This is a genomic window from Allobosea sp. P2_A10 (assembly GCF_056405115.1).
In genome coordinates, this window is the sequence record NZ_JBFUCS010000001.1 from 743,212 (window position 1) to 768,817 (window position 25,606).

General features: G+C 67.1%; 25 protein-coding genes. 16 read left to right on the top strand and 9 right to left on the bottom strand.

What is annotated here, in order from left to right; all coding sequences use genetic code 11:
* The first annotated feature begins 2 nt into the window (after positions 1-2).
* Positions 3-2,144: a penicillin-binding protein 1C gene (gene pbpC / locus AC1DZY_RS03610; RefSeq protein WP_476818681.1), complete on the top strand. Its 2,142-nt coding sequence runs from the start codon at positions 3-5 to the stop codon at positions 2,142-2,144.
* Between the two features lie 6 nt (positions 2,145-2,150).
* Here pbpC and AC1DZY_RS03615 read toward each other — a convergent pair whose 3' ends face one another.
* Both AC1DZY_RS03615 and AC1DZY_RS03620 read right to left on the bottom strand, forming a co-directional pair.
* On the bottom strand, positions 2,151-2,624 hold the full coding sequence (locus AC1DZY_RS03615) for a nuclear transport factor 2 family protein (RefSeq protein WP_476818682.1): 474 nt from the start codon (positions 2,622-2,624) through the stop codon (positions 2,151-2,153).
* An 86-nt stretch (positions 2,625-2,710) separates the two neighbouring features.
* Positions 2,711-3,391, bottom strand: coding sequence for a TetR/AcrR family transcriptional regulator (locus AC1DZY_RS03620; RefSeq protein WP_476818683.1), 681 nt, complete (start codon positions 3,389-3,391; stop codon positions 2,711-2,713).
* 78 nt (positions 3,392-3,469) lie between these two features.
* Here AC1DZY_RS03620 and AC1DZY_RS03625 point away from each other — a divergent pair, with 78 nt between their 5' ends.
* From AC1DZY_RS03625 to phnE (AC1DZY_RS03650), 6 genes are all read left to right on the top strand, one after another.
* Complete coding sequence (locus AC1DZY_RS03625; protein WP_476818684.1) at positions 3,470-4,588, top strand: efflux RND transporter periplasmic adaptor subunit; 1,119 nt, start codon at positions 3,470-3,472, stop codon at positions 4,586-4,588.
* Positions 4,585-7,668, top strand: a complete 3,084-nt coding sequence (locus AC1DZY_RS03630) for an efflux RND transporter permease subunit (RefSeq protein WP_476818685.1) — start codon at positions 4,585-4,587, stop codon at positions 7,666-7,668. Before AC1DZY_RS03625 ends, AC1DZY_RS03630 begins: the two co-directional genes overlap by 4 nt.
* A gap of 166 nt (positions 7,669-7,834) precedes the next feature.
* On the top strand, positions 7,835-8,653 hold the full coding sequence (phnC, locus tag AC1DZY_RS03635; protein ID WP_476818686.1) for a phosphonate ABC transporter ATP-binding protein: 819 nt from the start codon (positions 7,835-7,837) through the stop codon (positions 8,651-8,653).
* A 65-nt stretch (positions 8,654-8,718) separates the two neighbouring features.
* Positions 8,719-9,636 (top strand): phosphonate ABC transporter substrate-binding protein, encoded by a 918-nt coding sequence (gene phnD, locus AC1DZY_RS03640; RefSeq protein WP_476818687.1) that lies wholly within the window; start codon positions 8,719-8,721, stop codon positions 9,634-9,636.
* A gap of 220 nt (positions 9,637-9,856) precedes the next feature.
* Positions 9,857-10,738, top strand: coding sequence for a phosphonate ABC transporter, permease protein PhnE (gene phnE, locus AC1DZY_RS03645; protein ID WP_476818688.1), 882 nt, complete (start codon positions 9,857-9,859; stop codon positions 10,736-10,738).
* A complete protein-coding gene (gene phnE, locus AC1DZY_RS03650; protein ID WP_476818689.1) occupies positions 10,735-11,589 on the top strand; it encodes a phosphonate ABC transporter, permease protein PhnE in 855 nt (284 codons plus the stop codon). Before phnE (AC1DZY_RS03645) ends, phnE (AC1DZY_RS03650) begins: the two co-directional genes overlap by 4 nt.
* Before the next feature lie 33 nt (positions 11,590-11,622).
* On the opposite strand, the gene phnF is transcribed toward phnE (AC1DZY_RS03650), so the two are convergent.
* Complete coding sequence (gene phnF / locus AC1DZY_RS03655; protein WP_476818690.1) at positions 11,623-12,336, bottom strand: phosphonate metabolism transcriptional regulator PhnF; 714 nt, start codon at positions 12,334-12,336, stop codon at positions 11,623-11,625.
* A gap of 103 nt (positions 12,337-12,439) precedes the next feature.
* On the opposite strand from phnF, the gene phnG reads away from it, so the two are divergent.
* The 9 genes from phnG to AC1DZY_RS03700 all read left to right on the top strand — a co-directional run bounded on the left by phnG (position 12,440) and on the right by AC1DZY_RS03700 (position 19,760).
* Positions 12,440-12,880 (top strand): phosphonate C-P lyase system protein PhnG, encoded by a 441-nt coding sequence (gene phnG / locus AC1DZY_RS03660; RefSeq protein ID WP_476818691.1) that lies wholly within the window; start codon positions 12,440-12,442, stop codon positions 12,878-12,880.
* On the top strand, positions 12,880-13,476 hold the full coding sequence (gene phnH / locus AC1DZY_RS03665; protein WP_476818692.1) for a phosphonate C-P lyase system protein PhnH: 597 nt from the start codon (positions 12,880-12,882) through the stop codon (positions 13,474-13,476). The genes phnG and phnH overlap by 1 nt, the downstream gene beginning before the upstream one ends.
* On the top strand, positions 13,476-14,594 hold the full coding sequence (locus tag AC1DZY_RS03670) for a carbon-phosphorus lyase complex subunit (RefSeq protein WP_476818693.1): 1,119 nt from the start codon (positions 13,476-13,478) through the stop codon (positions 14,592-14,594). The genes phnH and AC1DZY_RS03670 overlap by 1 nt, the downstream gene beginning before the upstream one ends.
* The gene (locus AC1DZY_RS03675; RefSeq protein WP_476818694.1) at positions 14,591-15,517 is read left to right on the top strand and encodes an alpha-D-ribose 1-methylphosphonate 5-phosphate C-P-lyase PhnJ; all 927 of its coding nucleotides are present in this window, start codon (positions 14,591-14,593) and stop codon (positions 15,515-15,517) included. Before AC1DZY_RS03670 ends, AC1DZY_RS03675 begins: the two co-directional genes overlap by 4 nt.
* Before the next feature lie 29 nt (positions 15,518-15,546).
* Complete coding sequence (gene phnK / locus AC1DZY_RS03680) at positions 15,547-16,320, top strand: phosphonate C-P lyase system protein PhnK (RefSeq protein ID WP_476818800.1); 774 nt, start codon at positions 15,547-15,549, stop codon at positions 16,318-16,320.
* A gap of 235 nt (positions 16,321-16,555) precedes the next feature.
* Complete coding sequence (gene phnL, locus AC1DZY_RS03685; RefSeq protein ID WP_476818695.1) at positions 16,556-17,254, top strand: phosphonate C-P lyase system protein PhnL; 699 nt, start codon at positions 16,556-16,558, stop codon at positions 17,252-17,254.
* On the top strand, positions 17,254-18,393 hold the full coding sequence (locus AC1DZY_RS03690) for an alpha-D-ribose 1-methylphosphonate 5-triphosphate diphosphatase (RefSeq protein WP_476818696.1): 1,140 nt from the start codon (positions 17,254-17,256) through the stop codon (positions 18,391-18,393). The genes phnL and AC1DZY_RS03690 overlap by 1 nt, the downstream gene beginning before the upstream one ends.
* Positions 18,390-19,085 (top strand): DUF1045 domain-containing protein, encoded by a 696-nt coding sequence (locus AC1DZY_RS03695; RefSeq protein WP_476818697.1) that lies wholly within the window; start codon positions 18,390-18,392, stop codon positions 19,083-19,085. The genes AC1DZY_RS03690 and AC1DZY_RS03695 overlap by 4 nt, the downstream gene beginning before the upstream one ends.
* 57 nt (positions 19,086-19,142) lie before the next feature.
* Positions 19,143-19,760 carry a DapH/DapD/GlmU-related protein gene (locus AC1DZY_RS03700; RefSeq protein WP_476818698.1) on the top strand — a complete coding sequence of 206 codons (618 nt, stop codon included), beginning with the start codon at positions 19,143-19,145 and terminating at the stop codon, positions 19,758-19,760.
* 164 nt (positions 19,761-19,924) lie between these two features.
* On the opposite strand, the gene AC1DZY_RS03705 is transcribed toward AC1DZY_RS03700, so the two are convergent.
* From AC1DZY_RS03705 to AC1DZY_RS03730, 6 genes are all read right to left on the bottom strand, one after another.
* Positions 19,925-20,602 (bottom strand): class I SAM-dependent methyltransferase, encoded by a 678-nt coding sequence (locus AC1DZY_RS03705; protein WP_476818699.1) that lies wholly within the window; start codon positions 20,600-20,602, stop codon positions 19,925-19,927.
* Positions 20,599-21,753 carry a glycosyltransferase family 4 protein gene (locus AC1DZY_RS03710; protein ID WP_476818700.1) on the bottom strand — a complete coding sequence of 385 codons (1,155 nt, stop codon included), beginning with the start codon at positions 21,751-21,753 and terminating at the stop codon, positions 20,599-20,601. Before AC1DZY_RS03710 ends, AC1DZY_RS03705 begins: the two co-directional genes overlap by 4 nt.
* A gap of 63 nt (positions 21,754-21,816) precedes the next feature.
* The gene (locus tag AC1DZY_RS03715) at positions 21,817-22,206 is read right to left on the bottom strand and encodes a cupin domain-containing protein (protein WP_476818701.1); all 390 of its coding nucleotides are present in this window, start codon (positions 22,204-22,206) and stop codon (positions 21,817-21,819) included.
* Positions 22,207-22,408: 202 nt separating this feature from the next.
* Entirely contained in the window at positions 22,409-22,699 is a 291-nt protein-coding gene (locus AC1DZY_RS03720; protein WP_476818702.1) for a hypothetical protein, read from the bottom strand.
* 270 nt (positions 22,700-22,969) lie between these two features.
* Positions 22,970-24,766, bottom strand: a complete 1,797-nt coding sequence (locus tag AC1DZY_RS03725; protein ID WP_476818703.1) for a S8 family serine peptidase — start codon at positions 24,764-24,766, stop codon at positions 22,970-22,972.
* A 121-nt stretch (positions 24,767-24,887) separates the two neighbouring features.
* Positions 24,888-25,571, bottom strand: a complete 684-nt coding sequence (locus AC1DZY_RS03730) for an anti-sigma factor family protein (protein WP_476818704.1) — start codon at positions 25,569-25,571, stop codon at positions 24,888-24,890.
* Positions 25,572-25,606: the final 35 nt, after the last annotated feature.

Here is a 25,606-nt window from a genome sequence, read left to right on the forward strand (position 1 = left end):
CGATGGCGCGCGGCAAACAGATGGGCGCGACCGAGCCTTCTCTCCCGGGGGGAGGAGGCCGCGCCCCGCGTTTCCGCAAGCTGAAGATCGCGATTGCCTGCTGCGCCCTCCTCCTCACGGCCGCCACCGCCACCCTCCTGCACTACGCCTCGACACTGCCTCCCCTCGACCTCGCGGCGGCATCCGAGCGCTCGACCGTGGTGCTCGACCGCGAAGGCAAGCTGTTGCGGCCGTTTCTGACCGAGGACGGGCGCTGGAAGCTTCCGGTGACGGCTGATGACGTCGATCCGCGCTATCTCGCCATGCTCAAGGCTTATGAGGACCGGCGTTTCKACAGCCATTCCGGCATCGACTCGCTAAGCCTCGCCCGCGCCGCCGCGCAGATGCTGACGAGCGGCCGCATCGTCTCCGGCGGCTCGACGCTGACCATGCAGGTCGCGCGCCTGCTGGAGCCAAGGGAAGAGCGCTCGCTTTCTGTCAAGCTGCGCCAGGCGGTCCGCGCCTTCGAACTCGAACGGCGCTTCGACAAGAAGCAGATCCTCGATCTGTATCTCACGCTCGCACCCTTCGGCGGCAATCTCGAAGGGGTCCGCGCCGCGAGCCTCGCTTACTTCGGCAAGGAGCCGAAGCGCCTCTCGACGGCGGAAGCGGCCTTGCTCGTCGCCCTGCCGCAATCGCCGGAGACGCGCCGGCCCGACCGTTTCGAGCAGACTGCCCGCAAGGCCCGCGAGCGCGTCCTCGCCCGCGTCGAGGCCGCGGGCCTCGTAACCGCATCGGAAATTACGGCCGCCCGCGAGGAACCGCTTCCCATCGCGCGAAAGCCCTTCCCCAATCTGGCGCCCCATCTCGCCGAGCGGGTGGTGGCGGAAGCCCCGAACGATCAAGCGCATCGCCTGACCATCGACGCCCGCCTGCAGGCCAATCTGGAAGGCTTGGCCCGCGAGCGCAGCCTGGGCCTGGCTTCGCAGGTCTCGATCGCGATCCTCGTCGTCGACAACGAGACCGGCGAGATCCGCGCCTCGGTCGGCGGCGTCGATTATTTCGCCGCCGAACGCGCCGGCTCGCTCGACCTGACGCGGGCTCTACGTTCGCCCGGCTCGGCGCTGAAGCCCTTCATCTACGCGCTCGCCTTCGACAACGGCATCGCCCATCCCGAGACCATGCTGGAGGACAGGCCGGCGCGTTACGGCATTTATGTGCCGGAGAATTTCGATCTGACCTTCCAGGGCATGGTCAGCGCGCGCAAGGCGCTCCAGCTCTCGCTGAACGTGCCGGCCGTCGAGCTGCTTTCGGCGCTCGGCCCGCAGCGCTTCCTGTCGCGGCTGCGCGATGCCGGCGCCGCCATTGCCATGCCGAAGGAGGGCGGAGCGCCCGGCCTCGCCATCGGCCTCGGCGGACTCGGCATCACGCTGCAGGACCTGACCCGGCTCTATGTCGGGCTGGCGCGCGGCGGCGAGATGACGCCGTTGAAGGTGAGGGCAGACGCGACAACCGCAGACCCGCCGCAGCGCCTCGTCGACCCTGTCGCGGCCTGGTATGTCGCCGACACCCTGCTCGGCGCGCCGCCGCCGCTCAATGCCACGCCCGGCCGCATCGCCTACAAGACCGGCACCTCCTATGGCTATCGCGACGCCTGGGCCGTGGGCTTCGACCGCAGGCACACCATCGGCATCTGGGTCGGCCGGGCTGACAACGGCGCGGTGCCCGGCCTCGTCGGACGGGTCGTCGCGGCCCCCATTCTGTTCGACGCCTTCGCGCGGCTCGGCATAGACCCGCGACCGTTCCAACAGCCGCCGGACGCGATCGTCTCCACAGCGGCGCATCTGCCGCCGCCTCTGCGGCATCTGCGGCAGGACGTGCCCAAGACCGTCGCGGCGATGACGACGCCGGCGCTGAGGCTCGCCTTCCCGCCCGAAGGCGCGAAGATCGACCTTGCGGCGTCCGCCCTCGACGGCCGGAGCCAGCTCAACCTCAAGGTCGCGGGCGGCGCGCCGCCCTATACCTGGCTGGTCGACGGCGCGCCCGTGCTGGAGCCGACCAGGCGTCGCGAGGCCGCCTGGCAACCAGCCGGCAAGGGCTTCGTCCGCATATCCGTCATCGACGGAACCGGCGCGAGCGAGAGCGTGTCGGTCAGGCTGCAGTAAGCAGCGTCAGAGCCCCAGCGCGCTCAGGCCCGGATAGTCCGCCGGCCTGATCCGGTCCTCCCAGAGGAATTTGCGCTCGCTCTCCGGGATCGGCACGTCGTTGATCGAAGCCTCGCGACGGCGCATCAGGCCGTTCTCGTCGAACTCCCACTGCTCGTTGCCATGCGAGCGGAACCAGTTGCCGGCATCGTCGTGGTGTTCGTAGGCGAAGCGCACCGCGATCCGGTCATGATGAAAGGCCCAGACCTCCTTGATCAGGCGATACTGGATTTCCTTCGCCCATTTGCGCTCTAGGAAGGCGACGATCGCCTCGCGCCCGGAGAAGAACTCGGAGCGATTGCGCCAGCGGCTGTCGGCCGTATAGGCGAGCGAGACCCGCTGTGCGTCGAGCGAGTTCCAGGCGTCTTCCGCCATGCGCGCCTTCTGCGCGGCGGTCTCGACCGTGAAGGGCGGCAATGGGGGGCGTTGCGGTTGCGACATCTGGTCTCCTTTGGCGGAAGCCCGATCAGATGCGGAAATCGCGCGCCGCGCAATCGGGAGCGCAACGCGGATGGCGCATTGCGTGATCAGCCGGCGATCACGCTGCGCAGGAGCATCGCGACGCAGGAGCGGACATAAGCCTTGCGTTCGGACGGGGATGCGGCCTCGACACCGAGCAATCCCCGAACCTGATGGAAACCGCGCAGCATGCCGATGAACTGCTCGGCCATCCGCCGCGCCGTCGCCTGGTCAATCGGGCTCGCGAGACCATCACGCAGTTGTGACCGCTCGGTCAGAACGCTCGAAAGATCGTCGATCATGCGCCGGGCGCCGGCTTCATATGCCGCGCGTCCGATCTCGGGAAAGCGCACGGAGACGGTCAGCACGAGGCGGTAGAGATCGAGCGATGCGGGATGCAGCAGCATCGCGAGGGTTTCGTCGCCGAGACGGTTCAGCACGCTTTCCAGATCGGTGTCGGCCTTGCGCGGGGTCCGCAGCGGGATCGTCAATTTCTCCGTCAGTTCCGCGCTGATCGCCCGGAACAGCGCCTTCTTATCGGCGAAATGGCTGTAGATCGTCTGCTTGGATACGCCGGCGCGCTGGGCGATCTGGTCGAGACTGGCGCGGTCGAAACCCTCCGCCAGGAACGTTTCTTTGGCGGCCTCGGTGATGGCACTGTGCTTGTCGGGCCGGGACATCTCCGCCGGCATGCGCGCGGGAGATGGCGTATCGCCGGAAGCGGCGATGGAAGAGTTGGCCTCAGTCATGCTTCCGCCCATATAGGCCCTTATCAAACTGGACCGTCCAGTCTAGATTAGCCATGTGATTTCGGAGCGTCCAGTCCCATGAAGCGGTTCGTCCTTCTCGTCCTGACCGCCGTTCTGGCGGGTGGTGGCTATTACGGCTACCGCGCCTATCAGGCGAGCTTCCAGCCTGCGCAGGCGCGCGCCGCCGTTCCGCCACAGCCTGCCGCAGTTCCCGTCGAGATCGGCAAGATCGAGGTCGCAACCGTCAATGACGAGGTCGAGGCGCTGGGCACGCTCGCGGCTGACGAATCGGTGGTGATCGCGCCCGAGATCGCCGGCCGCGTCGTGGCGCTGGGCTTCAGGGAGGGCGAGCGCGTCCAGAAGGGCCAGGAGCTCGTCAAGCTCGACACCGCCATTCTCGATGCCGAACTGAAGCAGCTTCAGGCCGAACTCAGCCTGGCGCGCGACACCTTCCAGCGCAACCAGTCGCTAGTCCAGCGCGGCGCGGGCACGCAGGTGGCGCTGGAGCAGGCGACGGCGCAGCTCGCTTCCGCCGAGGCCAAGGTCCAGCTCTCGCAGGCGAAACTGGCGCAATCGACCATTCTGGCGCCGTTCAACGGGGTCGTCGGCCTGCGCTCGGTCAGCGTCGGCGACTATGTCTCGGTCGGCAAGACGCTGATCACGCTGACCAACATCGACCCGATCAAGGTCGATTTCCGCGTCCCCGAGATTTTCCTGGCGCGCGTCAAGGTCGACCAGCCGATCCAGATCAAGGTCGACGCGGTGCCGGGCAAGGCTTTTGCCGGCAAGATCTTCGCGATCGACCCGGTCGTCGATGTCAACGGCCGCGCCATCAGGCTGCGCGCCGCGGTGCCCAACACGGACCTCGTGCTGAAGCCCGGCCTGTTCGCCCGCATCGTCATCGTCGTCGACCAGCGTGAGAACGCCCTGATCGTGCCGGAGACGGCAGTCGTGCCCGACGGCGTCGGCAAGATCGTCTACGTCGTCGAGAACGGCAAGGCCAAGCGCGTCACTGTCGAGCTCGGCAAGCGCCTCCCGGGCAAGGTCGAGATCATCAAGGGGCTCAACGCCCAGATGCAGCTCGTCAGCGCCGGCCAGATGCGGCTGCGCGAGGGCTCGGTGGTGGCGATCAAGAATGCCCCTCCCGCCGTCCAGACCAGCGCGACGGAAGCGGCCAAGCCGAGCGCCCTGCAATGAGCCTGTTTGAACTCTTCGTCCGCCGGCCCGTCCTCTCGACGGTGCTGAGCCTGCTCGTCATGCTCATCGGCATCGTCTCCTATGGCCGCCTGACGGTGCGCGAATATCCCAATATCGACGAGCCGATCGTCTCGGTGCGGACGACCTATACCGGCGCCTCGGCCGAGATCATCGAGACGCAGGTCACGCAGATCCTCGAGAACTCGATCGCCGGCATCGAGGGCATCGAGATCATCTCCTCGACCAGCCGTCAGGAGAGCAGCAACATCTCCGTGCGCTTCCGCCCCGATGTCGATCCCGACGTTGCGGCGTCGGACGTGCGCGACCGGGTCAGCCGCGTGCGCGGCCGCATGCCCACCGAGATCGACGAGCCGATCATCGCCAAGGTCGAGGCCGATGCGCAGCCGATCATGTATCTCTCGCTGGTCAGCTCGCGCCACAATCCGCTCGAACTGACCGATTTCGCCGACCGCTTCATCACCGACCGCGTCCAGAACATCACCGGCGTCGCCGAGGTCCGCATCCAGGGCGAGCGCCGCTACGCCATGCGGATCTGGCTCGATCGCGCCCGGATGGCCGCCTACACCATCACCGTGCAGGAGATCGAGGCGGCGCTGCGGGCGCAGAACGTCGAAATTCCCTCCGGCCGCATCGAGAGCAACAACCGCGAATTCACGGTCCTCTCGCAGACCAGCCTGACCACGCCCGAGCAGTTCGAGCAGATCGTCGTCAAGGACGTCAGCGGCTTCTCCGTGCGTATGCGCGACATCGCCAGGGTCGAGCTCGGCGCGCTCGCCGAACGCAACGCGGCCTGGTTCGCCGGCAAGCCGTCCGTTACTATCGGCATCGTCAAGCAGGCGACCGCGAACCCGCTCGACGTGTCCTCGGGCATCCGCGCTGCCCTGCCCGAGATCATCAGCGACCTGCCCGACGGCATGTCGATCGAGACCTCCTACGACACCTCGATCTTCATCGACCGCTCGATCCAGGCGGTCTATCACACCATCGCCGAGGCGGTGGCGCTCGTCGTCCTGATCATCTTCCTGTTCCTGCGCTCGGCGCGCGCGACGCTGATCCCGCTGGTGACGATCCCGGTTTCGCTCGTCGGCTCCTTTGCGCTGATGTACGCCTTCGGCTTCACCGTGAACACGCTGACGCTGCTTTCGATGGTGCTCGCCATCGGCCTCGTCGTCGACGACGCGATCGTGGTGCTGGAGAACGTCCATCGCCATATCGAGGACGGCATGGAGCCCAACAAGGCCGCCGTGCGCGGCATCAACGAGATCGCCTTCGCGGTCATCGCGATGACGCTGACGCTGGTCGCGGTCTATGCGCCGATGGCGTTCTCGACCGGGCGCACCGGCAAGCTCTTCGTCGAATTCGCGCTGACGCTGGCCGGCGCGGTGCTGGTCTCGGGCTTCGTCGCGCTGACGCTGACGCCGATGATGTGCGCCAAGCTGCTCAGGCACGAGGACTCGCATGGGCGGATCTACAATCTGCTCGAAGCCGCGTTCGAGGCGATGTCGCGCGGCTACCGGCGCTCGCTGCGCGCGGCGCTGTCGATGCGGCCGGTCATCGTTCTGCTGGCCGTGCTGGTCGCCGGCAGCGGCTACTTCTTCTTCACCGGCCTGCGCTCGGAGCTTGCGCCTGTCGAGGACCGCGGCACGATCACCGCGATCGGCGTCGCCCCCGAGGGCGCGACGCTGAACTTCACCGCCGACTATGCCCGCCGCGTCGAGGACTATTTCAAGAATATCCAGGAGGTGCAGAACTACCTCGTCATCGTCGGCTTCCCCGACGTGACCCGCGCCATCGCGTTCGCCCGGCTGAAGCCCTGGGAGGAACGCACCCGCAAGCAGCAGAACCTCGTGACCGAGATCAACCGCGGCCTCTCCCAGATCCCCGGTATCCGGCTTTTCGCCACCAACCCGCCCTCGCTCGGCGGCGGCGGCGCCAACAGCAAGCCGATCGAATTCGTGCTGCGCTCGGCCGAGCCCTATGAGCAGATCAAGGCCTATGTCGACCAACTGCTCGCCGAGGTCGCCGGCAATCCCGCGCTGACCAATCTCGAATCGAATCTGATCCTCGACAAGCCGCAGCTCAGGGTCTCGATCGACCGCCAGCGCGCGGCCGATCTTGGCGTCGGCGTCGATGTCATCGGCCGCACCATGGAGACGCTGCTGGGCGGCCGGCAGGTGACGCGCTTCAACATGAACGGCGAGCAGTACGATGTCGTGCTGCAGGTCGCGAGCCAGGATCGCAACACGCCCCAGGACATGAACTCGATCTATCTGATGGGGCGCGGCGGCCAGACGGTGCAGCTCTCAAGCCTGGTCTCGATCACCGAGAACGTCGCGCCAAAGGAGCTGATCCGCTTCAACCAGCTGCGCTCGGCGACGATCACAGCCGTGCCAGGGGCGGGCTATTCGCTCGGCGACGCGCTGGCCGTGCTGGAGCAGGGGGCGGCCAAGGTGCTGCCCGCAACGGTCCAGATCGACTATTCCGGCCAGAGCCGCGAGTTCAAGCAGTCGGGCTCCTCGATCGCGATCGTCTTCCTGCTCGCGCTCGGTTTCATCTATCTGGTGCTGGCGGCACAGTTCGAGAGTTTTGTCGATCCGGTCGTCATCATGGTCTCGGTCCCGCTCTCGCTGACGGGCGCATTGGCGGCGCTGTATTTCACCGGCGGCACGATGAACGTCTACAGCCAGATCGGCCTTATCACTCTCGTCGGACTGATCACCAAGCACGGCATCCTGATCCTCGAATTCACCAACCAGCTGCGTGAGGAAGGCAAGGAGACGCTGGACGCTCTGGTCGAGGCGGCCGAGCTCCGGCTTCGGCCGATCCTGATGACCACCGGCGCGATGGTGCTGGGCGCGGTGCCCCTCGCTCTCGCCTCGGGCGCCGGCGCGGAAAGCCGCTCGCAGATCGGCTGGGTCATCGTCGGCGGCATGAGCTTCGGCACCTTGCTGACGCTCTATGTCGTGCCGGTCGCCTACACCTATCTGGCGCGGGCCAAGCGGACCGTCCATGACGCGGCGTCCGCACATGCCGGGCCCCATCCGCAGCCGGCCGAATAAGGGACATAGCCCCAGGAGCGCGTTGACCGGACGGTTCCGCTGACGCCGCTGTCACCAGTCTGTCATCTGCCGCCGATATCGCTTTTGCCAGTGCAAGGGCGTGAGACGCGACAGCGATGAGCTGCATCGCGACACGGTCATGCCTCCCATGACCGAGAGACCTCGCATGCTGCGCATCGAAGGCCTGAGCAAGCGCTTCAGCGGCAAGCCCGCCGTCGACAATGTCACGCTCTCCATCCCCAAGGGCGAGATGGTCGGCATCATAGGCCGCTCGGGCGCCGGCAAATCGACCCTGCTGCGTATGATCAACCGCCTCGCCGACGCCAGCGAAGGCAGGATCGTCTCCGGTGATCGCGACGTCACCGCGCTGAAGGGTTCGGCGCTGCGCGCCTGGCGTCGCGACACTGCGATGATCTTCCAGCAGTTCAACCTCGTCGGTCGGCTCGACGTCCTGACCAATGTGCTGCTCGGCCGGCTGAATCATCGCTCGGCCGCACTGACGCTGGTCAAGAGCTTCTCCCAGGACGACAAGATCCGCGCCATCGCCGCGCTCGAGCGCCTCGACATGGGCCATCTCCTTGCCCAGCGCGCCGAAACGCTGTCCGGCGGCCAGCAGCAGCGCGTCGCCATCGCCCGCGCGCTGGTGCAGGAACCGCAGATCATCCTCGCAGACGAGCCGATCGCCTCGCTCGACCCACGCAATACCCAGGTCGTGATGGACGCGCTGTTCCGCATCAACCGCGAGGACGGCATCACCGTGATCTGCAATCTCCACCATCTCGATATCGCGTCGAAATATTGTGACCGGCTGATCGGCATGGCGGCCGGCAAGGTCGTCTTCGACGGCCCGCCGCATCAGTTGACCAGCGAGGTCGCCGCCCAGCTCTACGGCATCGAGGCCAAGGACGCCGGCGCCGACGCGCTCGATCAGCTCGACGCCATCGCCGCATCGGAAGCCCAGCGCGCCCGCCAGAACGTCGCCTGACCGGGCTCCATGCCCGGCAAGCCCGAATCCACGCCTGCAAGAACGATCACCAACAGGAGCAGATCATGCTGACCCGTCGTCATACCCTCACCCTTGCCGCCGCCGGCTTTGCCGCCTCGCTTGCCGCGCCCGCCTTCGCGCAGGACTGGAAGGCGAAATATCCCGAGATCATCTTCGCGATCATCCCGGCCGAGAACGCGTCCGGCGTCGTCGAGCGCTACACCCCCTTCGTCAACTACCTCGCCAAGGAACTGGGCACAAAGGTCACGCTGCGCATCGCCAGCGACTATGCCGCCCTGATCGAGGGCCAGCGCGCCGGCAACATCCATATCGGCATGTACGGCCCCTCCTCCTTTGCCCGCGCCCTGATGACCGGCGCCAAGATCGACGCCTTCGCCATCGAGACCAACCTCGACGGCACCAAGGGCTACTATTCGGTCTTCTACGTGAAGAAGGATTCGCCCTACCAGAAGATCGAAGACCTCAAGGGCAAGAACCTCGGCCTCGTCGATCCCAATTCGACCTCCGGCAACAACGTGCCGCGCTTTGCGCTCGACGGCATGAAGATCGAGCCCGAGACCTATTTCTCTAAGGTCGTCTACACCGGCAGCCACGAGAACGCGGTCATCGCGCTCGGCCAGGGCACCGTCGACGTCGCCGCCAACTGGTGGAACGACGAGCAAGAATCCAACCTCCTGCGCATGTCGCGCAAGAACATGGTCAAGGCCGAGGATTTCCGGATCATCTACAAGTCCGAGCAGATCGTGAACTCGCCGATGGCCTACCTCACGGACCTGCCGACCGACCTCAAGACCAAGATCCGCGACACGGTGCTGAACCTCGCCACCAAGGACAAGGTCGCCTTCGACAAGATCTACGAGGGCAAGCAGGGCCCGCTCGTCGCCGTCGACAACAAGGCCTACGACCCGATCATCGAACTGAACAAGTTCGTCGACGCTCTCCGCAAGAAGAAGTCCTCGTAAGGTTTTCTGGCCCGACTCAAAACCAGCTGGCGCGAGGAACCCTCTCCCGGAGGGAGAGGGCAGGTTGAGGGGTCGAACGTTCTCCGCATGAGACGTCACCTCGCCGCCGCGTGCGATTGGCTTCGTGCCTGGCTGGTCAAAGGACCCACACCTCACCCCTGCCCCTCTCCTTACAGGAGAGGGGTTCCCCGCGCCCAATCGGCAACGGATCCGCATTGCAATGACCCTCGCGATCGACCGCAACGACCCCGCGATCCGCGCCCATTCCGAGACCTACGCCCACGCCATGTCGGCAAAGCGCCGGCAGACGCTGATCGGCGTCGCGATCTTTGCAGCCCTGGTCTGGCTTGCCGCTCTCGGCTCGGAGGTCGATCCCGGCAAGTTCATCGAGAACGCATGGCGCTTTCCGAAATACATCCTCGAGACCATGCCGACCCTGCGCTGGGCGACGCTTAGCGCCGACATGGCCGAGTGGTTCTGGGGCATCAAAGGCTGGCTCAAGCTGCTCTGGCAGACCATCCTGATCGCCTATACCGGCACGATCCTCGGCGCGGTCGGCGGCTTCCTGCTTTGCTTCGTCGCCGCCGCCAATCTCGGACGTTCGGGCTGGCTGCGTTTCGCCACCAAGCGCTACCTCGAATTCTGCCGCACCGTCCCCGAGATCGTCTTCGCGCTGATCTTCGTCATCGCCTTTGGTCTGGGCCCGCTGCCCGGCGTTCTGGCCATCGCGATCCACACCACCGGCGCAATGGGCAAACTCTTCTCCGAAGTCGTCGAGAACATCGACATGAAGCCGGTCGACGGCCTGACCGCGACCGGGGCGGGCTGGTGGCAGACGATCCGCTTCGCGGTGGTGCCGCAGGTACTCTCCAACTTCGCCAGCTACTCGCTGCTGCGCTTCGAGATCAATGTGCGCGGCGCCTCGATCATGGGTTTCGTCGGAGCAGGCGGCATCGGCCAGGATCTGATCGAGGCGATCCGGAAATTCTACTTCACCGACATCAGCGCCATCCTGCTGCTGATCATCGTGACGGTGATGCTGATCGACTACGGCACCGAGCGCCTGCGCCACGCTCTCCTCAGCCTGGAGCATGGCCGATGAGCCTCGCCCTCTCGCCCGATGACCGCGCGGCGATCGTCGCCCGCCACAAGGCCGCGATCGACGGCTCGCTGAAGACGCGCCTGATTACGATCGCGGTCGTCACCGCGCTCGTGGGGCTGTTTGGCTACGGGCTCGCCTCGCTCGAGGTCTCGTTCTGGCGAATCGTCTCCGGCTTCGGCAATCTCGGCACCTTCGTCGTGCTGATGCTGCCGCCCGATCCCGGCTCGCTGGCCCGCGCCATGCTCTTCGTCAAGGCGTTGTTCGAGACGATCGCGATCGCCTTCCTCGGCACGATCCTGGCCGCCATTCTCGCCTTCCCGCTCGGCTTCATCGCAGCCCGCAACGTCGTCGCCAACTCGGTCGTGCATTTCCTGGCGCGGCGCTCGCTCGACACGGTGCGCGGCGTCGATGCCCTGATCTGGGCGCTGATCTGGGTCAATGTCGTGGGTCTCGGCCCCTTCGCCGGCATGCTCGCGATCATGACCAGCGATCTCGGCGCGTTCGGCAAGCTCTATTCGGAAGCGATCGAGTCCGCCGACCGCAAGCCCGTCGAGGGCGTGACCTCGCTTGGCGGAAGCAAGCTGCACGAGATCCGCTTCGGCCTGATTCCGCAGGTGCTGCCGGTGATCGCAAGCCAGGTGCTCTACTACATCGAATCCAACACCCGCTCCTCGACCATCATCGGCATCGTCGGCGCGGGCGGCATCGGGCTCTATCTGGCCGAGACCATCCGCACGCTGGAATGGCAACAGGTTTCGTTCCTGATCCTGCTGATCCTCGCCGCGGTGACGGCGATCGATTTCCTGTCGAGCAAGCTACGCTTTGCGATCATCGGGCAAAGGGCTGAGTAGCCCTTTCCTTCGTCCTCAAGGGAGAAGGATTGCTCACTCCGCGAACGGTTCGACCACCATCTCCATGCGCTCTCCGGCGAAGACGCTGTCGACGAGGTGGATCGGCGTCAGGTCGGGCAGCGCGTCGACCGCCATCGAGACCATCACGGCGGCGCCAGGCGCGATCTCGAGCAGCGCGGCCTCACGCTCGCTGGCGAGCCTCGCCGCCAGCCGCGTCGAGCGCCGGACATAATCGTCGATGCCCACCGCCCTGAACGCCGCCGTCATTGAGGCATCCGCCTTTCGATAGACCTCGTCGAAGCCCGGAAAACGCGCGACCGAGAGCCAATGCGTGCCCGTCCCCATCGGGGTGCTGTCGGCGAGGCTCAAGCCCTCCAGCCGCCACAGCGGCGCGCCGGCCTTGAGGCCTAGCTGCGCGCATGTCTCGACATCGCCCACGACCTGCTCCGCCGACAGCATGCGGCTGGAGGCGGAGATGCCGAGTTTGCCGAAATTGGCGCGCATGCTGACGCGCCGGCCGATCGGATAGGGCAGACGCCTCGCACTGACCTGCGTGCCGCGTCCGCGCGAGACCGAAACCAGCCCCTGCTCGGCAAGATGGCGGAAGGCCTGCCGCACGGTATGCCGATGCACGCCAAAGCGCTCCGCCAGCGCGACCGAGGCCGGCAGGGTGTCGCCCGGTGCGTAAGTCCCCGTCTCGATCTCGGCCGCGAGGCTGTCGGCGATCCGCCGCCAGGCGGTGCCCACATCGGTCGCCTGATCCGTCACAGAAATGTCGCCCAAAATGTATAGACCTTTCCGCGCAAGGCGGCTATTATAGTCTAGACATTAGCGAGTGGCCAGACGACGCATGACGACGACCCAACGCTCCGAACGACAAGGCTGGATGGCGGTTCTCGCGCGCGCCACGCGCGCCGAGATCGAAGCGCTGGCTGGTAGCGACCTGCCGGCTCACGACCTGCTCAAGGCGCCCGAAACCGGCACGGTCATGGTCGAAGGCCGCGCTGGCGGCGCAGGCCGGCGCTTCAATCTTGGCGAGGCGACGGTGACGCGCTGCGTCGTCAGGCTCGAAGATGGCGCGATGGGGTTTGCCTATGCGCTCGGCCGTGACGGCCGGAAGGCAAGGCTCGCCGCGATCCTCGACGCAAGGTTGCAAGGCGAAAATGGGGGCGGCGCTCTCCATGAGGGCGTGAGGGATCTCGCCAGTCGGCAAGCCGCGGCGCGCGACCTCGCCTCGCGCAAGGCGGCTGCCACCAAGGTCGATTTCTTCACACTGGTCAGGGGCGCGTGATGGCACCGACGATAACGGCGGGCTTTTCGGAGCCGGTGTTCCAGTCGCAGGCGGCGTTTCGCAGTCTTCTCGCAGCACTCTCCGAGCCGGGCCTCGTCCAGACCCTGCCTGCAGCGATCGCGCCGCCGCAGGGACTGAACGCGGCCACCGCCACAGCCCTGCTGACGCTCGCGGACTACGAGACGCCGATCTGGTTGCCCCAGGTGCTGCGCGAGGGCGCGGCCGGCGCGTGGCTGCGCTTCCATTGCGGCGCGGCGATCCTCGCCGAGCCGACAGGGGCCGCCTTCGCCGTCATCGACGGAGCCGCTCAAGCCCCGCTGCTGGCAGCTTTCGATGCCGGCCACGACCAGTTTCCCGATCGCTCGGCAACGATCTTCGTGCAATGCGCGGCGCTGACAGGTGGGGCTCCGGTTACCCTGAGCGGCCCCGGCATCGAGGACTCGCGCTGCATCGCGCCGCAGGGGCTGCGGACAGATTTCTGGGACGAGGTCGCCGCGAATTCCGAACTGTATCCACTTGGAATCGATCTCGTGCTGAGCTGCGGCGACGCCCTGATCGGCCTGCCGCGCACCACGCAGATCCGGGAGATCGCCTGATGTATGTCGCGGTCAAGGGCGGCGAGGCCGCTATCCTCGCCACGCATGATCTGGTCGCCGAGGCGCGCCGGGGCGACGAGGCCGTGCCGGAAATTTCGGTCGCGCAGATCCGCGAGCAGCAGGGTCTCGCCTGTGCCCGCGTCATGAACGAGGGCTCGCTTTACGACATGGATCTCGCGGCGCTGGCGTTGAAGCAGGCGCAGGGCGATGTCATCGAGGCCGCCTTCCTGATGCGCGCCTATCGCACGACGCTGCCACGCTTCGGCTCGTCGGAGCCGGTCGATACCGCAGCGATGGCGATCCGCCGCCGCGTCTCGGCGACCTACAAGGATCTGCCGGGCGGACAGGTGCTCGGGCCGACCTATGACTACACCCACCGTCTGTTCGATTTCGCGCTGATGGACGACGCTGAAAGCGACGTCGTCGCCTCTCGACCTGCTATTGCTCCCCTCGACGCCACGATGCCGCGCGTGCCCGACATCCTCGGCGCGGAAGGTCTGATGGAGCCGGAGACGCCGCCCGAAGGCGATCCGCGCCCCTTCGACCTGACCCGCGAGCCGATCTCCTTCCCGGCCGAGCGTGACGTCCGCTTGCAGGCGATGGCGCGCGGCGACGAGGGCTTTTTGCTCGGCCTCGGCTACTCCGTACAGCGCGGCTTTGGCGGCAATCACCCTTTCGTCGGCGAAATCAGGGTCGGTGAAGTCTCGGTCGAGCTCGTGCCGGAGGAACTCGGTTTTGCCGTCGATCTCGGCGAGATCACCCTGACCGAATGCCAGATGGTCAACCAGTTCCAGGGCTCGAAGGCGGTCGCGCCGCAGTTCACCCGTGGCTACGGCCTGTCCTTCGGCCATGCCGAGCGCAAGGCGATGTCGATGTCGCTGGTCGACCGGGCGCTGAAATGCCGCGAGTTCGGCGAAGCGGCGGAGTACCCGGCGCAGCAGGACGAGTTCGTGCTCTACCACTCCGACAACGTCGAGGCGGCCGGCTTCGTCGAGCATCTCAAGCTGCCGCATTACGTCGATTTCCAGGGCGAGCTCGAACTGATCCGCCGCATCACCCGCGAACGCGCCGAACGGCTGGTACGCGAAGACGAAGCCCTGCCGGAGGCCGCGGAATGAACGCGCATCAGACCTTGCCGGCCGACGATACAAAGCCGGCTTATAATTACGCCTATCTCGACGAACAGACCAAGCGCATGATCCGCCGGGCCTTGCTCAAGGCCGTCGCGATCCCCGGCTATCAGGTGCCGTTCGGCTCGCGCGAGATGCCGCTGGCTCGTGGCTGGGGCACTGGCGGCATCCAGGTCACCGCCGCAATCATCGGCCCTGCCGACACCTTGAAGGTCATCGACCAGGGTGCCGACGACACGACCAACGCCGTCTCGATCCGCCGCTTCTTCGAGCGCACGGCCGATGCGCGCACGACAGAGGCGACGCCCGACGCAACGATCATCCAGACCCGCCACCGCATTCCCGAGGCCCCCCTCAGGAGCGGCCAGATCATGGTCTATCAGGTGCCGACGCCCGAACCTCTGCGCCGCTTGGAGCCGCGCGAGGCCGAGACCCGGAAGATGCATGCCTGGGCCGAATACGGGCTGATGCAAGTCAAGCTCTACGAGGACATCGCCCGCTATGGCGAGATCACAAAGACCTATGACTACCCGGTGATGGTCAATGGCCGCTATGTGATGGCGCCCTCGCCGATCCCGAAATTCGACAATCCCAAGATGCACATGTCGCCGGCGCTGCAGCTGTTTGGGGCCGGCCGCGAAAAACGCATCTATGCGTTGCCGCCCTTCACCAGCGTCAGGAGCCTCGATTTCGAGGATCATCCCTTCCGTATCCAGAGCTGGAGCCAGCCCTGCGGCCTCTGCGGCGCGGGTGACAGCTATCTCGACGAGGTCGTCACCGACGACAGGGGCGGGCGCATGTTCGTCTGCTCCGACAGCCACCATTGCGAGACGCGGCGGGGCGCAGGCCATCGCGGCGCAATGCTGGGCGATGCGGCGGCGCTGCATCTGGTCGAGGAGACCAAGCCATGACCGTCCACGTCTCCCCTCCCGACGCCGCTATTGACCCTGATCCGCTGCTCTCGGTAGCCGGCGTCGGCCGCTACTACGGCGAGCGCATCGGCTGCGCGGACGTCTCCTTCGACCTCTGGCCGGGTGAGGTGCTCGGCATCGTCGGCGAATCCGGCTCGGGCAAATCGACCCTGCTGCGCTGCCTCGCCGGCATCGACCGGCCCGACGAAGGCGAGGTGCTGTTTCGCGGCGGACCTGCGCCGCTCGACATCTATTCGGTCTCCGAGCAGGAGCGCCGCCGCCTGATGCGAACGGCCTGGGGCATCGTCCACCAGAACCCGCGCGACGGCCTGCGTATGGACGTCTCGGCTGGCGGCAATGTCGGCGAACGTCTGATGGATCGTGGCGACCGGCATTACGGCGCGATCCGCGAGCGCGCGCTCGACTGGCTGTCGCGCGTCGAGATCGCCGGCGAACGCATGGACGACCGGCCGCGCCAGTTTTCGGGCGGCATGCAGCAGCGCCTGCAGATCGCCCGCGTGCTGGTCTCGGAGCCCCGCCTCGTCTTCATGGACGAGCCGACCGGCGGCCTCGACGTTTCGGTTCAGGCGCGCCTGCTCGACCTGTTGCGCGTGCTGGTGCGCGATCTCGGCCTCGCCGCCATCATCGTCACGCACGACCTTGCCGTGGCGCGGCTCCTGACCGACCGGCTGATGGTGATGAAGGACGGCCGCGTCGTCGAGCAGGGCCTGACCGACCAGGTCCTCGACGACCCCCACCACGCCTATACGCAACTGCTCACTTCGGCGGTGCTCAGCGTATGAGCGGCTTCATCCAGCCACAATGGTCAGGCTTTTCGCCACCCGATCCCTCGTCCGTAGCCGAGGCGGACGAGGCCCGGCACAAGGCCGGGCATGAAGCGGAACGTATCATGCTCGGACGGCTCGCCGCCCGGCCCCAGCCTGCACACGGAGCAGATGCAAAGCCCCGTCAGCACGAGGGCGGGCAAACGCTCCCCGTCACACCCGCGTCACCCCGAGCCGGCAAGGCCCTGAATCCATGACCACGATGATCCGCGTCGAGAACGTCGCAAAGGCCTTCACCCTGCACAATCAGGGCAGCGTCCGGCTGCCGGTCTTCGACGACGTCAACTTTTCAGTCGCGGCTGGCGAGACGCTGGTGCTGGCCGGCGCGTCCGGCACCGGCAAATCGAGCCTGCTGCGCATTCTCTACGGCAATTACCGGCCGACCTCGGGCACCATCGCGATTACCCATGCCGGCCGCGAGATCGACATCGTTTCGGCCGTGCCGCGCACCGTGCTCGACATCCGCCGCCGCACGCTTGGCTTCGTCTCGCAATTCCTGCGGGTGATCCCCCGCGTCTCGGCGCTCGACATCGTCCGCGATCCGCTGCTGGCGCGCGGTGTCACGGCCGATGAGGCGAGCGAGCGGGCCAAGACGATGCTGGCCCGGCTCAATTTGCCGCAGCGGCTCTGGAACCTCGCCCCCGCAACCTTCTCCGGCGGCGAGCAGCAGAGGGTCAACATCGCCCGTTCCTTCGTCGAGCCCTCAGCCATCATGCTGATCGACGAGCCGACCGCCTCGCTCGACGCGGCCAACCGCGACATCGTGGTTGAGCTCATCGCCGAAGCCCGCCAGAAGGGCAGCGCCATCGTCGGCATCTTCCATGACGAGGCCGTGCGCGAGGCCGTCGCCACCCGCTATCTCGACATCACCGATTTCCGGAAGGCCGCCTGATGGCAACGATCCTGACAAATGCGCGCCTGATCCTTGAAAACGAGGTCGTCACCGGCACCATCGCCTTCGACGAGACCGGCATCACGGCGGTCGACCAGGGCCGTTCCGCGCTGCCATCGGCGATCGATATCGGCGGCGACTATGTCGCGCCCGGCCTCGTCGAGATGCACACAGACAATGTGGAAAAGCACTTCATGCCACGGCCAAAAGTGTTCTGGCCGAACGGGCTCGCGGCGGCGCTGGTCCATGATGCACAGATGGCGGCGGCCGGCGTCACCACGGTCTACGACGCGATCTGCGCCGGCACGCCGTTCTCGGCCAAGGACTATCGCAAGGACATCTTCGCCGATGTGATGAAGGCGCTGGCGGAAGGCCGGCGCGAGAACGTCTTCCGCATCGACCACCGCATCCATATGCGCTGCGAGCTCACCAGTCCCGACCTGCTGCGCGACATCGAGCCCTATCAGGACGATGAACTGGTCCAGCTCGTCTCGCTGATGGACCACACGCCCGGCCAGCGCCAATGGCGCGACATCCAGCACCTCAAGACCTACGCCATGGGCAACGGCAAGACCGAGGCCGAATTCGAGGCCGATGTCGTCGTGCGCCAGTCGGAGGGCGCAGCCAATGTCGGAAAGAACTGGGCGGCCGTGGTCGAGATGTTCCAGACGCGCGGCATCCCGATCGCGACCCATGACGACACCACACTCGACCATGTCGAGGCCGGCGTCGCCTCGGGCGCGGTGATCTCGGAGTTTCCGACCACGATCGAAGCCGCCGCCGCCGCCAAGGAGCGCGGGTTGGCAACCATTGCTGGTGCGCCCAACGTGGTGCGCGGCGGCTCGCATTCCGGCGGCGTCTCGGTCTCGGAACTGGCCGAGAAGGGTCTGCTCGACGGGCTCTCCTCCGACTACGTCCCGGCGAGCCTGCTGCAGGCGGTGCTGAAGCTTTCGACCGACCATGGCGTGACGCTGCCCGAGGCGATGGGCATGGTGACCTGGAAGGTCGCCGACATCCTCGGCCTCAAGGATCGCGGCCATCTCAAGACCGGCCTGCGCGCCGATCTGGTGCGATTCAAGGTGCTGGGCGCGACGCCGGTGCTCGCCACGGTCTGGTCGCGGGGGCAGCGCGCGTTTTGAGCGGCCCGCGCTACGCGATCTACTACGCGCCCGCCACTCAGAGCCCGCTCTGGCGCTTCGGCAGCGCAACGCTCGGCTATGACGCCGTGACCGGCGAGGATCTCCCCTTTGCCGTGCCGCCGGGCTGCGACGCGGCCGGCTGGGCCGCAAGAACCGAGGAGCCGCGCCGCTACGGTTTCCACGCGACGCTGAAAGCGCCTTTCGAACTCGCCGCCGGCTGCAACGAGAACCAGTTGCGCGCATTCGCGCACAACTGCGCCGCCGGGATGCAGGCCGTGCCGCTGGCGGGGTTTCAGGTCTCGGCGCTCGGTTCCTTCATCGCGTTGACGCCCTCCGTTCCGAGCGAGGCGCTGCAGCTCTTCGCTTTCGCGCTGGTGCAGGCCTTCGAGCCCTTCCGCGCGCCGCTCAGCGAGATTGACCTCGCGCGCCGGCTAAAGAGCCCGCTGACGCCGGCTCATCGCGCCTATCTCGAAGCCTATGGCTACCCCTATGTCGGCGATGCCTTCCGCTTCCACATGACGCTGACCGGCTCGCTGCCGCACAACGACATCCCGGCGACGAACGCCGCGCTGGCTGTAGCCTACGCGGCGGCAGTGCCGGCCGAACCCGTTGCGATCGACCGCATCAGCCTGTTCAGGCAGGAGACGCGCGACAGCCGTTTCCGACTGCTCGACTCGTTTGTACTGGGCTGACGCCGCCAGCAACCTGTTCGCAGAGGGGGCGGCGCGCCTTCCGAAAAGGACGACATCATGGCCAGGAAACTGGGGCTGGAGCCTGTCATCGACCCGACCGCGCAGGTCCGGCAGGCGACGCTTGGACGCTATACCGAGATCGGCGCGCGGACCTCGTTCGCCGAGTCGACGATGGGCGACTACTCCTATGTCGTGAATGATTCCAACGTCATCTACACGACGATTGGAAAGTTCTGCTCGATCGCGGCAATGACCCGGATCAATCCCGGCAACCATCCGATGCAGCGCACGAGCCAGTCGCATTTCACCTACAGGGCCTCGGCCTATTTCGAGGATGCGCAGGACGATGCGGCGTTCTTCGACTGGCGCCGCTCGACACCGGTCACCATCGGCCACGATGTCTGGATCGGCCATGGCGCGATCATCCTGGCTGGGCGCTCGATCGGCACCGGCGCGGTCGTTGCCAGCGGCGCGGTGGTGACCAAGGACGTCGCGCCCTACACCATCGTCGCCGGCAACCCGGCGAAGCCGATCCGGCGGCGCTTTCCGGAAGACATCGCCGAACGGCTGATGGCGCTGGCATGGTGGGACTGGGAGCACGGCCGGCTGCGTGGCGCGCTCGATGATTTCCGCAACCTGCCGGTCGAGGTGTTTCTGGAGAAGCATGGCGGGTGAAGTGAAAAGCTCCGTCCCCGCTCCAATATTGGCATGAGAAACACGCCGTCATCCTGGCTTCCGCGAAGCGGAGCGCCGGGATCGATCATGGAGCACCGTCGAGCCTTACGATGGATCCCGGAGCTGCGCGGCTTCGTCACGTGTCCAGGATGACATGGCAGTTTTTATGTAGAGCGCGGCGCCAAACCTCTCAACCGCCACACCGAGCTTTGCTTGATATCGGCGTCCTCCAGTGAGCGCGTCACCGCGACCTGATAGGTCGCGCGTTCCTCGAGCCGGTCCTTCGGCAGATAGCTGCGGCCGGGGTCGCCGATCAGTACGGTCGCGCCGCGCGCCACCAGCACGGAGAGCCAGGCGACGACGCTCTCGGCCATGGCGCGCTCGTAGCAGATGTCTCCGGCGCAGATCACGTCCCAGCCCTCGTCGCGACCGATCAGGTCGTCGAGCCGAACCGCGACAGCGACGCTGTTGGCCGCTGCATTCAGCCCGATCGCCTCGGCGGCGAAGGCGTCGATGTCGCAGGCCTCGACGCTCGCCGCACCCGCTTTCAATGCGGCGATCGCGACCAGACCAGAGCCGCTGGCGAAATCGAGCACGCGCCAGCCAGCGACTGCTTCAGGCGTATCGAGCAGATAGCGCGCCAGCGCCTGCCCGCCGGCCCAAGCGAAAGCCCAGAACGGCGGCGGCAGGCCGATGGTGGCGAGTTCGTCCTCGGTCTTCTGCCAGAGTTCGGTCGCCTCCTCGGCGACATGCAGCGCAATCTCCGGCGCGTGCGGGACCGGCAGCAGCCGCGTATGGGCGAGGATGAAGCCACGGCGATCGAGACCGGTCGGCTGGCTCACGCCGCGATGTCCGTCGTCGGCTGGTCAAGCAGCCCGCGATAGAGCGCCTTGACCGCATCCATCACATCGCGCTCGGTGTGACCCTCGATCAGGCGTTGGCGCGCATTGGCGCCCATGCGCTCGGTCAGGCCTGGTGCGCCTGCGAATGTGATCAGCGCCGTGGCCAGTGCCGTCGCATCGTCGGGCGGGACGACCATGCCGTCCTGCCCGTCGCGGACGAAGGAGCGACAACCCGGCACGTTGGTCGTCAGGATCGCACGGCCGCAGGCAGCGGCTTCCAGAATGGTGCGCGGCAGGCCTTCGCCACCGCGCGACGGCAATATGCACAGATGATGAGCCCGCCAGACGCCCTCGATGTCGCGCGTCGGCCCGCCCCACCTGATGCCGGGCCGTGCCGCCCATTCCGTCAACGTGGCCTCGGGAATGGCTTTGGGATTGGAGGGGTCGGGCGCCCCATGGATCGTGAGCTCGACCCGCGCGCCCTGCGCCCGCGCGAGCCTGACCGCCTCGACCGCGAGATCGACGCCTTTCGACCAGAGCATGCGCGCGACCAGCGCGACCTTGAGCGGCGGCGCAGGCGGCATGGGCTCGGGCATGAGGATCAGCGGATCGACGCCGGCCCCGCCGACGACGGCGACCTTGGTCGCGTCCGCCGGATCGAAGCCCAGCGTGACCGGGTCATCGGGATTCTCGAACAGGAACCTGACCTGACGCCCGTCGATGATCTCGCGCAGCCAGAGCCGGCAGCCGAGCCGAGCCATGGCCGCGACCGCGCCCGTCTTCGCACCGAGGAAGCCGAGCCCGGTCAGCGCGTAGACGCGGCGCTCGACGCCGGCGATCTTGCCCGCCAGCCCGGCCAGCACGATCGGCTTCAGCGCGATGCAATGCAGGATGTCGGGCCGCTCGGCCGCGATCAATCGCTTGAGCGCCCCGATCTGGCGAAACAGCGCGCGCGGATCGAGGCTGCGGCGCTCGGCCTCCAAAGCGATCAGGCGAGCTCCGGTCGCCTCGATGATACGGCGGTGATGGCGCTCCCGGGCGATGACCGCGACATCGAAATCGAGTTCGCGCGCCGCCCGCGCCATCGGCAGGAAATGCGAGGCGAAGAACCAGTCCTCGGTCGCGACGAAAAGAAGCTTGCGGCGGGCCATGGCGCGACATCAGGCGCATGCGGCCCGGAAAATCAAGCGCGAACGCCGGCCCGCCACCTGCCGTCACGCATCGCTGGGGACATAACGCCTCGAGAGCTCGTTACGATCGTCATAGGACGCCTCGAAGATCGCAGCCGCCAGCGTCGCGCGGACATGCAGGATGCCGGTGCCGACATTCTTGAAGCCGTGGCGCGCGCCTGCGGGAATCAGAACGGATTTGTTGGCCGTCACGATCATGACCTCGTCGCGGAGAGTGATCTCGGCCGTGCCCTCGAACACCTCCAGAACCTCCTCGACCGCGTGCAGGTGCATGGGCGCTCCGAGACCAGGATCGCAGAACTGGTCGAAGATCAGGAGCTGGCGGCTCTGGACTGTCGCCGAAACGCGCATCTGCGTCATCACGCCGTCGCGCCATTTCTCGAGTGGCTGAGTGTTGTGATCCAGAATGGACATGGCGTGTCTTCCCGATTGATCCGAGGCGGCGAAGCGCAAGAGCAAGGCCTCCCCTGTAATATATCAAGGGAAGGACGCCAATCCAGCGTCACGTCATCGCGCCACAATCGAGCGAGCTTGCCTTACCCTCCAGACGCCGTCCGGCTCCTCGCTTGCGCGGGGAGCCGGATCGGAACGAACCGGGTTCGGGGGGCGTGTGTGCTCAGTAGAGCGAGCAGACCTTGCGGTAACCGACGACCTCGCCGAAGCGGTTGACGCGCTCGACCATGTCGCAGCGGCGCACCGGGGCGTCTTCGTCATAGGCGGGTTCGGCGTAAGCCGAGCCGGCGGATGCGGCGAGCAGGCCGCCGACGGCCAGCGCTCCGACGATGCCGAGGCCAATGCCATGGCCGCGATGGAAGCGCGGGCGCGCTTCGGCGCCAGAGGCGGCAAGCGTGGTGGCAAGGACGAGGGCGGCAAGCGCGGCAGAGCCGGTCTTCCTGAAGCTGGTCATGATCTGCACTCCTGAGGTTCGTTCGGCGGCGAACCATTCGCCCGCCATGACCATTGGTCGCGGCAGCCCCAGGACAGGTTCAAAGCGGGAGCGACTTATTTTTCGAGGCTGCGCCGCCGCCACGACCACCCTTGCCGTCATTCCGGGCGCAGCGAAGCGGAGAGCCGGAATCCATCGTAGGGCGACGACAGTGCTTTATGATGGAGTCCAGATCGGCGCGGCTTCGCCGCTTGTCCGGAATGACGCAGTCGGTATGAAGCCGGCTGCGCCCTAAGGCCGAACCGCCGAAACCGGTAGTGCCCTCGCTAACGCGGCCGGCGCATCGACGCGTCCTGCCCCAAACACCGGATCGCGGCCCTTGGCGCCGAGGTCGACGGCGCTGTCCATCAAAAGCTTGCGGACGCCTTCGAGATGGAGATCGGGCCGCTTCTCCAGGATCAGCGCCACCACGCCCGAGACATGCGCGGCCGCGATCGAGGTGCCAGACGAGAAGGCGTAGCGCCCTTGCGGCTCGGCGGCGAGCACATCGACGCCGGGAGCTGCGACCGCGATGTAGCTGCCGCGATTGGCGCCCGGAAAAGCCTTGTCGTCGGCATCCGTCGCGGTGACCGCGATGACGTTTGCGTCGGCGCCGGGATAGAGCGGAGCTGCGTTCGCGCCGCCATTTCCGGCAGCCGCTACAGCAACCATGCCCTTCGTCCTGGCTCCGGCGAGGGAGCGCGAGAGCAGCCGGTCCTGCGGGCCGGCGAAGCTGAGATTGACCACGCGCGCGCCCTGTTCCGAGGCCCAGTCGAGCGACGACAGGATATGGAAGGTGGTGCCACTGGCCGAAGCTGGCCCCGCGCTGCCCGAAAAGGCGCGCGCGGCCAGCAGCCGCGCGGCCGGCGCGACGCCCTGCAACTGCGCCTGCGCCATGATCGCAGCCGACATCGCCGTGCCATGCGCATGCGGCGAAGCCTCGCCGCCGAGCGCATCGAAACTGCCGGCGACGACGCCCTGCAGCTCGGGATGGTTCTGGTCGGCGCCGGAATCGATCACGGCGACCTTGATCTTCTCGCCCCGCGCCAGCTTGTGCGCATCGCCGAGATGCAGCTTCTCGACGATGTATTGCGGCTGCAACTCCCGCTTCGGCGTGACCGGGGGCGGCTCCGGCGACGTGATGGCGGCGCTGGCGGGCGGCGGCGTTTCCTGGGGCTTGACGACGATGCCGGCGGGCTGCGTCGCGGCGTCAGTTTGGGGCGCTCCCTGCTGCAGCGTGTAGAGATAGTTCGGCTGCGCGCTGGCGACCTGACGGTCGGCGGCCATCTGCGCCAGCACCGTGCGGGCGCTGCGGCCGTCGTTCAATCGGGCGCGGATGATGGTGACGCCGGCCAACTCGAAGCGCCGGCTGCCGATCAGCGTGGCGCGATGACGGCGCAGCACGGCCTCGGTCTGCGCATTAGGTGCGAGTTCGAACAGGATCTCGTCGGCGACGAAGCGGCGCTCGCTTGCGGGCGGGACGATGACATTGGGCTGGCGCGGCGCCGGCTGCGCGGTTTGCGCGGATGGCGGCGGCGCCTGACGCGGCGGGACCGCCTGGCGCACCGGCGCAGGCCGGCGCGGGCGCTGGAGGACCGGCTCGTCGAGATCGTCCTCGACGATCACCGGCCGGCGCGGACGGCGCGGCGCACGAAGCTCGGGATCGTCATAGGGGTCGTAGACCGGCCGGCGTGTCGCCTGGTCGAGCAGGATGCCGCCGAGGATGCCGGCGCCGACGCCGACCGCAGTCGGTCCCCAGCCACCGCCACGGCCGGGATAGCGCGGCTCGCGACTGGTTCGTCCGGGCTCGAAACGGCCCACGCGTCCACTGTCGCCCCGTCCGACGCGGCCCGTCTCGGTCCGGCCCTGCGACGGGCGCTCGCGCAGCCCCTGCACGGGGCCGCGTTCGCGCTGCACCGGCTGCGCGCGGCTGACACCGGGGCGGGCGCTCGGGTATTCGAAATCGCGATTGCCGCCGCCACCGCCGCCGCCTTCGGCGCGGGCCTCGCCGATCGGCCCAAGTAGAGCCAGGATGAGCGCAAGCGCCACGCCATGCCTCAGACGGCCGGCGCGCGCGGCGACAGGACGATCGACCGGAGGTGACATTGCGTTGGCCCTCTTCCAGCGTCAGGATAGCACGCTGCCGCAACGGCAGCGAGATCGCATCATCTTAAGGTGCCGGCGCGACGAAGCTGACGATGCCGGCTTCGGCCTTCATCCGCGTCGCGATGGCGTCGACCTGCGCCGGCGTCAGCCTGGCGTCGCCGACACGGACCTTGAAGAAGCCGTTGGCGCGCGGCCCATCGACGACAGAGGCGTCGTAGCGCTTGAAAAAAGCGGCGATATCGCCGGCCTTCGCATCATTGGCGAAGCTCAGCAGCACATAGCGCTCGGATGATTGTGCGCCGGGCGCCGACGCCGTCTCGAAGCCGCCGCCTCCCCCGCGCATCGCAAGGCCGGTAAGCGCAGCCCCCTGGATCGCGATCAGCGCGAGCGCGGCCGCACTGGCATAGGCCAGGCGACGCGGTGGCTGCGCCGCCATCCACTGGCCGAGCCAGGCGATCACGCCGCCCTTGGCCCGGGTCAAAAGGGGCGCTGTGCGCGGCTCCGCCTCGATGCCAGCCATCAGCCGATCGAGTACGCGCGGCGATGGAGCGCCGAGTCTCTCGTTCAGCAGGATCGTCTCCGCCATGTCCTCGCGGATGATCTCGAGCCGCAAGGCGAGTTCGGGATCGGACGCGAGCGCCCGTTCGATCCGCGTCTTGTCCCCGGCCGAGATCCGGCCATTGGCGTAGAACGGCAGCATTTCCTCGAGCTCGGCCCGTTTCGGGTCGGTCGCGATGTTGTCAGTCATGACAGACCTGCTTTCGAGATCGGGCGGGCGGGAGC

What these genes read in the sequence shown, in the direction of transcription:
- AC1DZY_RS03615 (WP_476818682.1), bottom strand. Translation starts at nt 2,624, where the DNA reads ATGTCGCAACCGCAACGCCCCCCATTGCCGCCCTTCACGGTCGAGACC.
- AC1DZY_RS03620 (WP_476818683.1), bottom strand. Translation starts at nt 3,391, where the DNA reads ATGACTGAGGCCAACTCTTCCATCGCCGCTTCCGGCGATACGCCATCT.
- AC1DZY_RS03625 (WP_476818684.1), top strand. Translation starts at nt 3,470, where the DNA reads ATGAAGCGGTTCGTCCTTCTCGTCCTGACCGCCGTTCTGGCGGGTGGT.
- AC1DZY_RS03630 (WP_476818685.1), top strand. Translation starts at nt 4,585, where the DNA reads ATGAGCCTGTTTGAACTCTTCGTCCGCCGGCCCGTCCTCTCGACGGTG.
- phnC (WP_476818686.1), top strand. Translation starts at nt 7,835, where the DNA reads ATGCTGCGCATCGAAGGCCTGAGCAAGCGCTTCAGCGGCAAGCCCGCC.
- phnD (WP_476818687.1), top strand. Translation starts at nt 8,719, where the DNA reads ATGCTGACCCGTCGTCATACCCTCACCCTTGCCGCCGCCGGCTTTGCC.
- phnE (WP_476818688.1), top strand. Translation starts at nt 9,857, where the DNA reads ATGACCCTCGCGATCGACCGCAACGACCCCGCGATCCGCGCCCATTCC.
- phnE (WP_476818689.1), top strand. Translation starts at nt 10,735, where the DNA reads ATGAGCCTCGCCCTCTCGCCCGATGACCGCGCGGCGATCGTCGCCCGC.
- phnG (WP_476818691.1), top strand. Translation starts at nt 12,440, where the DNA reads ATGACGACGACCCAACGCTCCGAACGACAAGGCTGGATGGCGGTTCTC.
- phnH (WP_476818692.1), top strand. Translation starts at nt 12,880, where the DNA reads ATGGCACCGACGATAACGGCGGGCTTTTCGGAGCCGGTGTTCCAGTCG.
- AC1DZY_RS03670 (WP_476818693.1), top strand. Translation starts at nt 13,476, where the DNA reads ATGTATGTCGCGGTCAAGGGCGGCGAGGCCGCTATCCTCGCCACGCAT.
- AC1DZY_RS03675 (WP_476818694.1), top strand. Translation starts at nt 14,591, where the DNA reads ATGAACGCGCATCAGACCTTGCCGGCCGACGATACAAAGCCGGCTTAT.
- phnL (WP_476818695.1), top strand. Translation starts at nt 16,556, where the DNA reads ATGACCACGATGATCCGCGTCGAGAACGTCGCAAAGGCCTTCACCCTG.
- AC1DZY_RS03690 (WP_476818696.1), top strand. Translation starts at nt 17,254, where the DNA reads ATGGCAACGATCCTGACAAATGCGCGCCTGATCCTTGAAAACGAGGTC.
- AC1DZY_RS03700 (WP_476818698.1), top strand. Translation starts at nt 19,143, where the DNA reads ATGGCCAGGAAACTGGGGCTGGAGCCTGTCATCGACCCGACCGCGCAG.
- AC1DZY_RS03710 (WP_476818700.1), bottom strand. Translation starts at nt 21,753, where the DNA reads ATGGCCCGCCGCAAGCTTCTTTTCGTCGCGACCGAGGACTGGTTCTTC.
- AC1DZY_RS03715 (WP_476818701.1), bottom strand. Translation starts at nt 22,206, where the DNA reads ATGTCCATTCTGGATCACAACACTCAGCCACTCGAGAAATGGCGCGAC.
- AC1DZY_RS03720 (WP_476818702.1), bottom strand. Translation starts at nt 22,699, where the DNA reads ATGACCAGCTTCAGGAAGACCGGCTCTGCCGCGCTTGCCGCCCTCGTC.
- AC1DZY_RS03730 (WP_476818704.1), bottom strand. Translation starts at nt 25,571, where the DNA reads ATGACTGACAACATCGCGACCGACCCGAAACGGGCCGAGCTCGAGGAA.